The organism is Anaeromusa sp. (genome assembly GCF_028691475.1).
GTDB lineage: Bacteria > Bacillota > Negativicutes > Anaeromusales > Anaeromusaceae > Anaeromusa.
Map to the genome: position 1 here is coordinate 1 of NZ_JAQUZF010000079.1, position 12,546 is coordinate 12,546.

The 12,546-nt window shown below is 50.2% G+C and carries 12 protein-coding genes; all 12 read right to left on the reverse strand.

Going from position 1 to position 12,546, the window contains the following annotated elements:
* Nucleotides 1-906, reverse strand: a 906-nt coding sequence (locus PHF27_RS10290; protein WP_300069458.1) for an anaerobic C4-dicarboxylate transporter, incomplete at its 3' end; no start/stop codon positions are given.
* A 237-nt stretch (nt 907-1,143) separates the two neighbouring features.
* Complete coding sequence (gene bioA, locus PHF27_RS10295; protein ID WP_300069461.1) at nt 1,144-2,523, reverse strand: adenosylmethionine--8-amino-7-oxononanoate transaminase; 1,380 nt, start codon at nt 2,521-2,523, stop codon at nt 1,144-1,146.
* Nucleotides 2,524-2,661: 138 nt separating this feature from the next.
* On the reverse strand, nt 2,662-3,447 hold the full coding sequence (locus PHF27_RS10300) for an inositol monophosphatase family protein (protein ID WP_300069464.1): 786 nt from the start codon (nt 3,445-3,447) through the stop codon (nt 2,662-2,664).
* A gap of 191 nt (nt 3,448-3,638) precedes the next feature.
* A complete protein-coding gene (locus PHF27_RS10305) occupies nt 3,639-4,076 on the reverse strand; it encodes a hypothetical protein (RefSeq protein WP_300069466.1) in 438 nt (145 codons plus the stop codon).
* A gap of 173 nt (nt 4,077-4,249) precedes the next feature.
* Nucleotides 4,250-5,719 (reverse strand): sigma-54 dependent transcriptional regulator, encoded by a 1,470-nt coding sequence (locus tag PHF27_RS10310; RefSeq protein ID WP_300069468.1) that lies wholly within the window; start codon nt 5,717-5,719, stop codon nt 4,250-4,252.
* An 88-nt stretch (nt 5,720-5,807) separates the two neighbouring features.
* Nucleotides 5,808-6,506 (reverse strand): hypothetical protein, encoded by a 699-nt coding sequence (locus PHF27_RS10315; protein WP_300069470.1) that lies wholly within the window; start codon nt 6,504-6,506, stop codon nt 5,808-5,810.
* A gap of 15 nt (nt 6,507-6,521) precedes the next feature.
* Nucleotides 6,522-6,974 (reverse strand): MarR family transcriptional regulator, encoded by a 453-nt coding sequence (locus PHF27_RS10320; protein WP_300069472.1) that lies wholly within the window; start codon nt 6,972-6,974, stop codon nt 6,522-6,524.
* Nucleotides 6,975-7,246: 272 nt separating this feature from the next.
* Nucleotides 7,247-7,720 (reverse strand): SsrA-binding protein SmpB, encoded by a 474-nt coding sequence (smpB, locus tag PHF27_RS10325; protein WP_018703025.1) that lies wholly within the window; start codon nt 7,718-7,720, stop codon nt 7,247-7,249.
* Complete coding sequence (rnr, locus tag PHF27_RS10330; RefSeq protein ID WP_300069477.1) at nt 7,717-10,020, reverse strand: ribonuclease R; 2,304 nt, start codon at nt 10,018-10,020, stop codon at nt 7,717-7,719. Before rnr ends, smpB begins: the two co-directional genes overlap by 4 nt.
* Entirely contained in the window at nt 10,017-10,433 is a 417-nt protein-coding gene (locus tag PHF27_RS10335; protein WP_300069480.1) for a PaaI family thioesterase, read from the reverse strand. Before PHF27_RS10335 ends, rnr begins: the two co-directional genes overlap by 4 nt.
* 24 nt (nt 10,434-10,457) lie before the next feature.
* On the reverse strand, nt 10,458-11,195 hold the full coding sequence (locus tag PHF27_RS10340) for an alpha/beta fold hydrolase (RefSeq protein ID WP_300069483.1): 738 nt from the start codon (nt 11,193-11,195) through the stop codon (nt 10,458-10,460).
* A gap of 95 nt (nt 11,196-11,290) precedes the next feature.
* A partial coding sequence (locus tag PHF27_RS10345; protein WP_300069486.1) for a methyl-accepting chemotaxis protein occupies nt 11,291-12,546 on the reverse strand: 1,256 nt, incomplete at its 5' end.

Here is a 12,546-nt window from a genome sequence, read left to right on the forward strand (position 1 = left end):
AGCGCCATTGGCAATTTCGCGAGTATTCACCTTGCAGGCCATCAAAATAACGGCGCCAGCAATCAGCATCAGCATCTGGATGACCAAGTTCATCGACATCGGCTTCATTTTTCCAGGAGCGCCAAAAGCAGGACGCAGCTCTGGAATAGCGCCTAAGGCAACTACCACCAAAATCGCGGAGAAAAAGATCCAAGTAGCCCAATAGGCTTCTTTAGGAAACACTTTATCCAACAAGGTTTCGGAGCCGCCGTAAATATATTCTTTCTGCTCCGGATCCTTAAGCTTGGCTTGAAACTCCTCGTCTTTATCCAAATCCTTGCCGCGACGCAAGCTCCACAGCGCCGCAATCAGCACGCCAGCCAGTGAAGAAGGCATAGCGACTGACAAGAGCTGGATAATGCCAATGCTCTGCCCTACGCCATGGGAGGCAGCAAAAATAGAAACCATGGACACTACCGCCACCGACACCGGAGACGCGCAAATGCCCATCTGCGAAGCCACAGAAGCAACCGCCATCGGCCGTTCAGGACGAATCCCTTTTTTAAGAGCGATATCGTAAATAATAGGGAACATCGTATATACCACATGGCCAGTACCGCAGAGAACAGTCAACGTCCAAGTTGTCAAAGGCGCCAAAATCGTGACATACTGAGGGTGACGACGCAGCAAGCGTTCGGCGAACTGCATCATGACATTTAGCCCTCCTGCAGTTTGCAACACCGAAGCGCAGCTAATCACCGCCAAAATAGTAAGAATAACATCCACGGGAGGTTTACCAGGCTGTAACCCAAAACCAAAAGAAAGAACAAAAAGTCCGATGCCGCTGATTAGGCCCAGGCCCATACCTCCAAAACGAGTCCCAACAAGCAGGCAGGCTAGAATGACTAAAAACTCCATTACTAGCATAAGTTTGTTTTACTCCTCTCTATACATTATTTTGAAAAAATATAGCTTTTATACTGTATCATGTTCTCATAAATACGGCTCTATTTTATTATTATTTAATTTTTATGCAGTTTATTTATTCTTATTTGTAATGTTCGAAATTATATTTTTTATTTTTATTTTTTCCTAAACCGCAAAGCTATACAAGGAGAAAAAACAGGACAGTGTTGCAAATCGGCACTGTCCTGTTTCATTCTTCTAAAAGTGAGCCCCGCCGCCGCCGGATACCACGGCGCCTTCTTCCGTAACGGCTACAACCGCTTTGCGAAGCAGCGCCAGCATATCTAAAAGCTCTGTTTCCGTACTGACCAGCGGCGGCATAAAAACAACCACATCTCCCACCGGGCGGATGAATAACCCGTACTCGCGCGCCTTCAAACAAACCCGGGCGCCCATAGTTTCGCCCCAAGGATAGGGTGTTTTGGATTTCGCATCCTGCATAAGCTCAATCCCGACGATCAAGCCGCGTTGTCTTGCGTCGCCTACATGCTCCAAAGAAGCAATACTCCTAAGGGCCTCAGCCACACAGGCAACCTTTTTCTCCAAGCCTGCAATCACCTTGTCGTCGCGAAATATTTTCAGGCTGCCCAGCGCTGCTGCGCAAGCCAGCTGATTGGCCGTATAGGAATGCCCGTGATAAAAAGTACGCTTTGACTCCATATCGCCCAGGAAAGCATCGAAAATTTTCTGCGTTGTCAGCGTAGCCGCCAACGGAACATAACCCCCGGTAATACCTTTAGAAAGAGCCATAAAATCCGGGCTGACTCCTTCATGCTCGCAGGCGAACATTTTTCCGGTACGGCCAAAACCGGTAGCCACTTCATCGGCAATAAGGTGTACCTTATACTTTTTCGTTAATTGACGCACCGCCGCTAAATAGCCCGGAGGCGACATCAGCATGCCTGCTGCCGCCTGCACCAGCGGTTCCACGATTACAGCGGCAATTTCTTGATGATGCGCCGCTAAAAGCGCCTCCATCTCTTGCAAGCACTGCTTGGCGCAGGTTGTCGCGTCCTGACTGCAGTGATAGCAGGAAGGCGACGGCGCCTGCATCGTTTTAAACAAAAGCGGTTGGAAGGTACGATGAAAAAGATCAACACCGCCGACACTCACCGCGCCAATCGTATCGCCGTGATACGCTTGCGTTAAAGCTACAAATTTTTCTTTCTTTGGCTGCCCTTGATGACGCCAGTATTGAAAAGACATTTTCAAAGCCACTTCAACTGCCGTAGAGCCGTCATCCGAATAGAAGACCTTCTCCAGTCCATCCGGCGCCAACGCTACCAATTGCTCCGCCAGTTCAGCCGCCGGAATATTGGCCAAGCCCAATGCGGTACTATGTGCTACCTTTCCTAATTGCGCAATGATGGCTTCGTCAATTTCGCGCCGCTGATGCCCATGGATATTAACCCATAGAGAAGATACGCCGTCATAGTAGCTGCGCCCTTCCGTATCGGTCAGTTTTATGCCTTTGGCTTCGCAAATTACGGTCTGCTGATTTTCCAGCCACCCTTGCATCTGCGTAAACGGATGCCATACATACTGTTTATCTTGTTGTTCTACCAGATTTTCTTTCATGAAACCCACCATCCTCGTTAACCTTTTTTGTGCAGATAGTTAACTATATGTATTAAAGAAAAGAGCGCTTGTAAACGCTCTTTTTATATTGTAACGTATTTTGTTCGCGTTGTAAAATATCATCTCAGGAATTCAGTTTCATCTTCCTGCATCAATTTGCTGCAATTCCGCTGCTATCCACTCGTAGACACGGGGAGATGCCGCCACCAGCGAAATCTTCCGATCATTTCGAAATGAATGTACCACACCCCCGGCCTCTGTCACCAGCAAAACACCTGCCGCCGCATCCCAAGGGGACAAATTCATTTCCCAATAGCCGTCAAAAGATCCTTCCGCTACACAGGCTAAATCATACGCTGCCGCGCCAAAACGCCGCACCGCCCGAATTTTAAGAAGTAACGAATTAAAATAGTCCAGATTATTCAAAGGATGCGTAGCCACATCATAAGGAAAGCCTGTCGCTAACACACAAGACTCCAGTGACGGTTTATCCGAAACCTGCAGCAGCACACCGTTTTTTCTCGCGCCGCCGCCTTTTACCGCCGAAAAAAGTTGGTCCAGCATCGGCACATAAACAACGCCCAATACACTTTCTTGTTTATACTGCAACGCGATGGAAACAGCAAAAATTGGCAGGCCTTGCGCATAATTCGTCGTACCGTCCAACGGATCTACAACCCAGCAGTATTCGCCCTCCGGTCCGCTTGCTCCTGATTCTTCCGACATAATGGCGCAAGCAGGAAATTCACGGCGCAGCGCCTCCAAAATCATTGTTTCTGAACGAACATCTACTTCGGTCACTAAATCAATCCCGCTGCTTTTGGTCTGCACCAACAAGTCGCGCCGCCCTAAAGACTCCTTTTGCATCGCCCCAACTTTTCTCGCTAAGGCGCTAACCACCTGCAAAGCGTGTTGTAAATCCATTTCTAAAGCCCCTTTCTCCAGACAAGTAACGGAAAGCTTTCCCTCTCGCTGACAGCCTTCTGGTATTAAATTCTGTCCAGCCTTCCAATCCCCTGCCTATCAAAAGATCCCTTTAGGTTTACGAACCCTACAGCGACTTTTAAAAAATTGGCAGTGTACCAAAAAGAACAGCCTGCTTAAATCGCCTGGAGTCAGTCGCCACAACGCTCTATAGGATCATGCAAGTATGTAACTTGCTCTTCGCTGCACATGCCCCGGCGCAATTGCTTGGCCCAAAGGCATTTGCGCAACAAGGCCTTGCGGTTTCCTTCCGCCAAATAGCCGTAAAAGCCCACCAAAAAAACGGCGCGCAGCATTTGCCTGGTGCCGTTTTGGCACGCATACGATTCTCGCACAAAAAAATCAATATCATCCACAGCCTGCATGACCCGGCTTGCCAGATCCTTGTGAGAACTGGAAAAACATTCTACCGCTTGACCATGGCAAGAAATCACGTCAATACTTAAAGCTTGCATGTCTCTGCCATTATTTTGCATTTTTTCCGCCATTTCCAAAATACGCTGTCCGGATCGCAATACTTCCTGCGCCCATTTCACCATCGGTTGTGTTTCGTAAGCTGCGTACTGCATCAACGACCCCATCCCTTCATGTCTGTTTTGCTGTCATTGTTATTAATAGCAAAAGCCATGCCAAAAGAAAAAGGCCTGATTCCAGGCCTTTCGGTCTAGTTAGCGCACCATTTCGTACATCCCGGTACAAATTAACGTTCAACTGTACGCATGGGTACACCCTGCGCCATCGACTACTCTTCACCTTCCGGTTGTCGTTTGGAATATAAGCGACTATAAATCGCTCTGCGTGTCAAGCCCATATATTGAGCTGCAGCTGTCTTATTACCATCAAAACGCTTCACGACACTTTCGATAATGCGCCGCATAAAATCGTCTAAATCAAAGCCTTCTTCTGGCAGTACAAAATCATAAGGGTTCAGCAAGCATTGCATTACCGGCCCCTTTTCAGACACTCCTACAGGCAAATCCTTCAGAGCGATACGCCCCGGCGGCAAAAACAAAGTAACCCGTTCCACTACATTGCGCAGCTCCCGTACATTTCCAGGCCAGGAATAACAGCGTAAATATTGCTTGGCCGAATCAGTCAATTGATATTTACCGCCAGCTTTTTGCTGTAAAAACGATTCAAAGAGAGGCACAATATCCTCGACTCGCTCCTGAAGAGGAGGTATCAATATACGTCCCACATGCAGCCGATAGTATAAATCTCTCCGAAACTCGCCGCTGTCGGCCATGTCCTGCAAGTTTCGATTCGTAGCGCAAATAAGGCGCACATCGCATTTTATCTTTTTTAGGCCGCCTACGCGGTAGAATTCATGCTCTTGCAGCACCCGCAGCAGCTTCGCCTGCAGTTCTAAGGGCAGCTCGCCGATTTCATCTAAAAATAAGGTTCCGCCCTGGGCCAAATCTAGTTTGCCTTTCTTACCAGTTCGCAGTCCGCCGGTAAAGGCGCCAGCTTCATAACCAAACAGCTCGCTTTCAAACATGTTGGCGTTTAAGGCCGCACAATTCACATCAATAAATGGCTGACCATGACAGTCCGCTCCATGATGCACAATACGCGCCAAAATTTCCTTGCCGGTTCCGGTCTCGCCTTCAATCAGCACCGGTACACTGCGATCCAAATGAAACCGCTGCGCCCATTCCACCGCCTGTTTCATCGCTGGCGAGGCCACCACAATTTCAGTCGCCCCTCCATATCCCAGCTCCGTACGCAAACGAGACAGTTCATCACGAGCTTCTTTAATTTCCGCTTCGACGCATTCGCTAAAACGCTCGGTCAAAAGTTTATTTTCCCGTCGCAAGGCCAAGTGCTCTTCCATGCGGCTTATCTGCAGCGCAACTTCGTCCAATTGCAGCGGTTTTTGCAAGTAATCATACGCTCCGGCTCGCAAAGCCGCTACCGCCGACTGTACATCGCCAAAAGCAGTACACATTACCACTTCAAACTCATCACGACCAGGCTCTTCCTTTAAGCACTCCAATAATTCCAAACCCGACATGCCAGGCATGCACAGATCCGTAAAGACCAAGTCAAAACGATTTTGATGAAACAATGCCAGCGCTTCCTCGCCGGACGCACATTTCCATACAGCATGCCCTTTTCCCTGCAGATAATCCGTCAGCATCGTACGTATCAGCAAATCATCATCTACAATCAAAATCCGCATAAGCCCACCTCGTTCCACAACCGTCCGCATTTTCCAAACTCCTTGGGGAAAAAGCCAACGCTGCACGCCTCTCAATGAGACATCTGTTTATTTATATTCTTAAACTCTTGGCTGCCGTTTACTCCTGGCAATCACGAAAAAAAACCCAAGCAAAAAAAAGTTCCACGCCTCGAACCTCAACCGGCCCGCAAAGGGTATCGGCTTCTCCTTCTACGCCATAAAGGGCTACGAACTTTCTATACTCTTGCAAGCTGCCCTCTTCAGAACAGTGAAACCATACTGTCGCCCGCCTTGCGCCGACCCGTTCCGCTTCTAAGAGCGCCAAGGCTGTGCGATATAAAAATTGATATTTTACATGCACAAGACTCTGCCCCAACAAGCCCAGCTGAGCCGATAAAAATTCCGTCCGCGAGTCGTCTTCCGCTTTGGGAACGTCTTCACGCTCTACGGTCGCCGTTTTTCCCTTTAGACGCAGCCATTCCTGCACTGAAGGCCCCATAGCATTGCAAGCCGTCGCTTCCAACATCATCACAACCAGTTCTCTTTGCTGGTTACACGCCAGCACATACAAATCACTGCGCGACGGTACGCCGCCCTTTGGCAAGGGTAATCGATACTCAGGAAAAGCGAAAAGTTTTTTCAAGCCTTGCAAACGAGGCTGCCTGGCCGCCATAGCCAGCACGTAAGCAGGCAGTTCCTCATCCTGCCACCAAAGCTGCGCCATATGCCGCAGTTCCTTGGAGCACTCCCATTGCGCCGAATTGCCCAGATACTCCTTCCAACGTTCCAACGAATCTAAGGGAACATGCATGCGCATTCACCCAGCCTCCCATCATTTCCGGTTTTCATGCGCCTTAGTATTTATTTTCTGCAGCATCATCGCAAATTGCTTTCGCTCCGTTTCGTCCAAGCATGCTGTAAGCTGTTTAGCAAAATAGCGATACCCTTCATCCTCCAGTTGAATCAGCTGCTCTCCTTTTGGCGCCAGATGAATATGATATACTCGCAGATCTTCTTGAGACTGACATTTGTACACATATCCCTTCTGCACTAATTTCTGCACAATCGCCGTTACTGTCGATTTTTTCACTTGAAATTTTTCTACAAGATCACGAAAAGTGGGCCGCCCCAACTCCCGTACTGCATGAAGATAATGCAGCTGCGTCAGGGTCAGCGCGCAAAGATCCGTTCCTGCTTCCGCCTTTTGCCGATGCTCTCTCACAGCCTGCCGCATCACGCAAGAAATCGCTTCAATGGTCTCTACCACCAGATCTTCTATTTGCATTCCCAAGTCCGGCTCCTTTCGCCAGCAAACGCCAAGCAGTCACTAAAAAGAACTAGCTTAGCTCCCTAACCAATTCCGATTATTTAAAGATATATAAATATGCTTTTGTCTTATATTCGTCGATTATTAAGTTTTCCCTGCCTTGCTTTTACGCCCCATTTAAGCAAAAAAACTACTGGAAACCTCAAAATCATTGATACATATATCTCGCACAGTTCAATTGGTAAAATAGTGTCTTGTTAAAGGAAAGAAGGACCGCTAAAGCGGTCCTTCTACTCTTTTTGCCGGTCACGCAGCGCCCGTTCCATATCGCGCTTTGCGTCGCGTTCCGCCAAATCCTGTCGTTTATCATATAGCTTTTTACCACTGGCCAAGGCCAACTCTACTTTGGCTTTCCCTCGAGCAAAGTATATTTTCAAAGGCACCAACGAAAAGCCTTTTTCCCTGGTTTTCCCCAAAAGACGATTAATTTCCTGGCGATGCAGCAGCAGCTTGCGCGGCCGCAACGGATCGTGATTGAAACGATTCCCCTGATCATAGGGGCTAATATGCATTTGTTGCAAAAATACTTCACCATTTTCAATACGCGCATAGCTATCTTTTAAATTAGCCTTACCGGCGCGCAATGACTTAACTTCCGTACCGGTCAAGACAATTCCCGCTTCAAACGTCTCATGTATATGATAATCGTGGCGGGCTTTGCGATTTTCCGAGACAATCTTTATTCCCGCCCCATTTTGACTCATTGTTTTTTCCTCCTCTTGCTTTTAACCCGGTCCGATGGTTTGCCGCGTTTTCCCCCAACAACATCCTTACCTGCCTGATGTTTCGGCTTATGCGGCGCATTCTGTTTTTTTGCAACAACCGGGCGCACCCTTTTCTCGTCCCCAACGCCTTTAGGCTGCTTTTCCCCGCCGGCAACCAGTTGAAAATCAATATTTCGCTCTAGCGAATTCACGCGAGCCACCCGGATCGTCACAGACTGCCCCAATTGGAAGAGGCGACGCGTCCGTTCCCCCAACAAACTGTAACGTTCTTCAATAAATTGATAATAATCATCATCCAGCGTAGAAATATGCACAAGCCCTTCCACACCGTTATCCAGCTCTACAAAAAAGCCGAAGGCCGTTACACTGCTGATCACACCGGCAAATTCTTCGCCAATGAAGCGTTCCATATATTCCACCAGCTTCAACTGCACGGTTTCTCGTTCCGCTTCCGCCGCCGCCCTTTCTCGTTGCGAACTGTGCAGCGCAATTTCAGGCAGCTCTTTTTCTAGTTTTTCCCTTCGTTTTCCCTTAAAGCCTTTTTGCAGCCACTCTCGCAGCATGCGGTGCACGATTAAATCCGGATAGCGTCGAATCGGCGAAGTAAAGTGTGTGTAATACGGCGCCGCCAGACCAAAATGCCCCAAGTTTTCCGCTTCATACCGCGCTTGTTTTAAAGAGCGCAGCATAACGGTACTGACTATTTTTTCCTCTGGCCGCCCAGCAATACGCGTTAGAATCCTCTGCAGCGCCTCAGGGCGCACTTCCCCTTGCGTCCGCCGCAATTGTTCTCCAAAGTTATTCAGCAACAAATCCAACTTCAGCAATTTTTCCGGATCCGGATTCTCATGGACTCTAAACAAGAACGGTAGCTTCTGACGATGCATGTGTTCCGCTACTGTTTCGTTCGCTACCAGCATAAATTCTTCGATAACCGACTCGGCAATGGTCCGAACACGCCGGACAATTTCCAAAGGCCGCCCCTCAGCATCCAGCTTTACTTTGAGCTCTGGAAAATCAAAATCCACAGCGCCGCGGCGCATACGCCGTTCGCGCAAAATGTGGCAAAGCTGCTCCATTTTTTTTAGATGCGGCAAATGCGAATGATACCGTTCTTCCACCGACTCCAGTCCCTCGACAAGCATTTTCCTCACTACTGTATAAGAAAAACGCTCCGCAACTCGAATTACGGCCGGGAATACTTCATATTGCCGAACCCGCCCAGAGGAATCAATTTCCATTTCACAAGACATGACCAACCGGTCCACCTGGGCGTTTAAGCTGCAAATGCCGTTGGATAGGCGCTGCGGCAGCATGGGGAGCACTCGGTCCACCAAATAGACACTCGTACCGCGTTGCCGCGCTTCCACATCAAGACGGCTTCCTTCCCTTACGTAATGGCTCACATCGGCGATATAAACACCTAGACGGTACACTCCATCAGCCATTGCCTCTACATAAACCGCATCATCTAAGTCCTTGGCATCCTCGCCGTCAATCGTAATGATGGGCAAATGCCGCAGATCACGCCGTTCCGACAATTCCTCTTCCTGTACGGTTTCCGGCACGGCGTCGGCTTCCGCCAGCACCGGCGCATCGAAGTCGGAAGAAAGCTGATGCCGCCGCAAAATAGACAAGACTTCCAAGCCTGGATCTCCTGGGCGTCCCAGTTCTTCGATAATCTTTCCTTCGGCGCTGCGTTTTCGCTCTGGCCAGCTAGTAATCTCTACAACGACTTTGCTGCCACTGGCGGCCCCGCCAAAGAACTCTTTGGGAATAAATACGTCCTGGCCCAAACGCACATCATCGGGTCTGACAAAACCGTAATTGCGCCCGGCTTCGAAGAGACCCACCATCTGCAAATTCGCCCGGCCCACAATGCGAATGATTTCCCCTTCCCTCGAACGTCCCTGTACCGGCCGTCGGGAATGCACACGCGCGATTACTCGATCATTGTGCATAGCTGTCCCCATATCATCAGGAGCAATAAATACATCGCTTTCCTCCGGCTGCTGGCGCAGTTCGGGGATAACAAAACCAAAACCCTTATTCGTCATCGCCAAGCGTCCGACAACAAGGTTCATTTTTTCCGGCAAGCCATACCGGTCATAGCGAGTTTTAACGATTGCCGCCCGCTCCTCCAGTTCTTCCAAAACCTGCCAAAAAGTAGCCAAATCTTTGCCCTTTAGGCGCAGCTCTGCCGCCAACTCCTCCGCGCTCAACGGCCGGTAGGCTTCTTCTTGCATAAAAGACAGCACAATCTCTTCTAGGCTGCTCATAACAAATCACCTAGAATAGCCACTAGGGCCTTTCCTTCCGCCGTAACCGAACCGTCCGCCAAAAGGACTTGCGCTGTCATTTCCGCCATTTTCCCTCGTTGTCCCACAACTCTTCCTTCAATCAACAGTTCTTGGCCAATCGGCGTCGGCGCACGAAAACGAACCTCCAGCTTAGCCGTAACAGCCTGCTTGCCTTTGGCATAGTAGTATCGCCCCATGATCTCATCCAGCAACGTACTCACAAGACCGCCATGCATCACGCCATTGTAGCTTTGGTGCTCCGGTCCCGCCGTAAAACGGCTGCGATACACGCCAGCCGCCATATCTTCTTCAAAGTGCAGCTTCAAGCCAATCGGATTCAAAGAGCCGCAGGCAAAGCACCACTGATTAGGATCTTCTTTTATTTCCGGCATTTTCTGTCCCTCCTGTCATTCTTCTTAGGGAGCCGTCAAAAACGCTTTCACTTGCGCAAAGACCAGCTCCCGTTCTACATCCAAGGTCACCAAATGACCTGATTTCTCCAGCCAAACCAATTCCTTTTGCAAACTGCCAGCCTGTTCGTAAATATGCTGCGCGCTCCGGGGACGCACCGTGTGTTCGCGGCGCCCCTGCATCACCAGCAATGGCGCCTGCACCCGAGGCAACAACCGCTGTACTTGGCGGATCAGTTGCAGCAGACTTTTCACACAAGCCAACGGCGTCGACTCGTAGGCTACGGTATAGCAATCATCTAAATCCGCAAAACGACGCCGTTTTTTAGGCGCGTAAGTGCGAAAAAGACGAAACATATCTACATAATGAGCTCTTTTATCATACAAATCAATGGGGGCGCTTAAAGACACTGTCTTCCATACCGGCAGCTGCGCGCTTAACGCCAAGGCCAGCAGTCCGCCCATGGAAAGGCCCACCACAGCTACCTGCGAGCACAAGGAACGAAGCAGCCAATAGCCGTCTTCAGCGCCCCCATACCACAGCGGCCAGCGAGTTTGGGCCATCTCCTCCACCGTCGTTCCGTGCCCGGGCAGCCTCGGCGCCAGCACGGTATAGCCTTCCTGATGCAGTGCGTTCCCCAAAAGCCGCATCTCCGCCGGCGAGCCAGTAAAGCCATGCAGCAGCAAAACTCCTTTTTCTCCTCCTGGCAGCAAAAACGGCTCTGCACCGTGTAAAATCGCCATTGCCCGTCCCCTTCCCTGCTTATTTCTTAATTATACCATTGAGACGCAAGAAGAGCACCGCTTGCAGCGGCGCTCTTCCATTAATAGCTTATGTTTTATACACGAAATTTAGCGATTCCCTGGCGCAGGTCTTCCACCGCCTGCAGCAATTGCTTCGCTTCTGTTTGCACAGACTGAACCGCTTGGGCCTGTCCATCCATCGTCGAAGCCAGTTGGCCTGTAATGGCGGAAGTCTCCTCCGCTCCGGCGGACAACGAACTAAAGCTGCCCACTACTTCCTCGGTTTCATGAAGCATAGCGCCAAAACGCTCTTCCATCGCATTCAAAACACGTTGCATCTCTTCGACAGCTTGCGTAATCTCCTGGAACATGGCATCGGTGCTCCGTACCGCCTCCTGCTGGCGTTCCGTAACGTCGCAGGCCCGTTTAATTTCCGTCACCGCCTGGTGTGAAGCTTCCTGCACCTGGCCGATTACCTGCCGTATTTCGCCAGCAGCCCGGCTGCTCTCCTCCGCCAGTTTGCGCACTTCTTCCGCTACCACGGCAAAGCCGCGACCGTGCTCGCCTGCTCTGGCCGCCTCAATAGAGGCGTTAAGCGCCAGCAAATTGGTCTGTTCGGCAATCCCCTCAATGGCTTCGGTAAAAGAAGCAATGCGACGATTTTCCTGGTCAACGCGCTGTACTACCGCGTCAACGCCTTCCACCGCCTGCCGCTCTTCGTTCATCTGCTGATTCAGCACGCCCACAATTTCATTTAGATCCTTACTGAAGCGTCGAATCATCTCATAGGCTTGGCGCACATCCTGCAAACGGTTGCCGGCATGCTGCACATGCCCAGCCATATCATGCATCCGGGCCACGCCCTGTTCCAGCTCTTTCGCTTGCGAAGCGGAAACAGTGGCAATCTCCTGTACTGACGCCGCCACTTCCTCTACGGACTGCGCCGCCGATGCAGCGTTGGCATCCAATTGGCGAGAGCGCGTTTCCACATCACCAGCTACATTCCTAGCGCCGGCAACCAGGGCGCCTACTTCTTGACGCATATTCTCCAACGACTGAAATAAAACGCCGCTTTCATCGCTATAGTTCAAATACGCAGGTTCCACTTTTTGTGAAAAATCGCCCTGTCCCAGCTGCCCCAGCAAGTCTGCTGCATTTGTCAAGGGCGCGGCAAAGCGGCGCGCCAGTAAAAAGGATAGACCCAAAACCAACAGGATAGTAACCCCCAACACAAGCAGCAGCGCACTGCGCACATGGGAGGCGCTCTCATTAAGCTGCGCCGCTTCAACCAGCACAACGTATTTCCAGCCGGACTGCTGCGAGGTCACTACGTTCGCCACATGCTCTATGC

Bases quoted from the DNA above. Each gene is read 5' to 3' on its own strand.
- bioA (WP_300069461.1), bottom strand. From the start codon at position 2,523: ATGAAAGAAAATCTGGTAGAACAACAAGATAAACAGTATGTATGGCAT.
- PHF27_RS10300 (WP_300069464.1), bottom strand. From the start codon at position 3,447: ATGGATTTACAACACGCTTTGCAGGTGGTTAGCGCCTTAGCGAGAAAA.
- PHF27_RS10305 (WP_300069466.1), bottom strand. From the start codon at position 4,076: ATGCAGTACGCAGCTTACGAAACACAACCGATGGTGAAATGGGCGCAG.
- PHF27_RS10310 (WP_300069468.1), bottom strand. From the start codon at position 5,719: ATGCGGACGGTTGTGGAACGAGGTGGGCTTATGCGGATTTTGATTGTA.
- PHF27_RS10315 (WP_300069470.1), bottom strand. From the start codon at position 6,506: ATGCGCATGCATGTTCCCTTAGATTCGTTGGAACGTTGGAAGGAGTAT.
- PHF27_RS10320 (WP_300069472.1), bottom strand. From the start codon at position 6,974: ATGCAAATAGAAGATCTGGTGGTAGAGACCATTGAAGCGATTTCTTGC.
- smpB (WP_018703025.1), bottom strand. From the start codon at position 7,720: ATGAGTCAAAATGGGGCGGGAATAAAGATTGTCTCGGAAAATCGCAAA.
- rnr (WP_300069477.1), bottom strand. From the start codon at position 10,020: ATGAGCAGCCTAGAAGAGATTGTGCTGTCTTTTATGCAAGAAGAAGCC.
- PHF27_RS10335 (WP_300069480.1), bottom strand. From the start codon at position 10,433: ATGCCGGAAATAAAAGAAGATCCTAATCAGTGGTGCTTTGCCTGCGGC.
- PHF27_RS10340 (WP_300069483.1), bottom strand. From the start codon at position 11,195: ATGGCGATTTTACACGGTGCAGAGCCGTTTTTGCTGCCAGGAGGAGAA.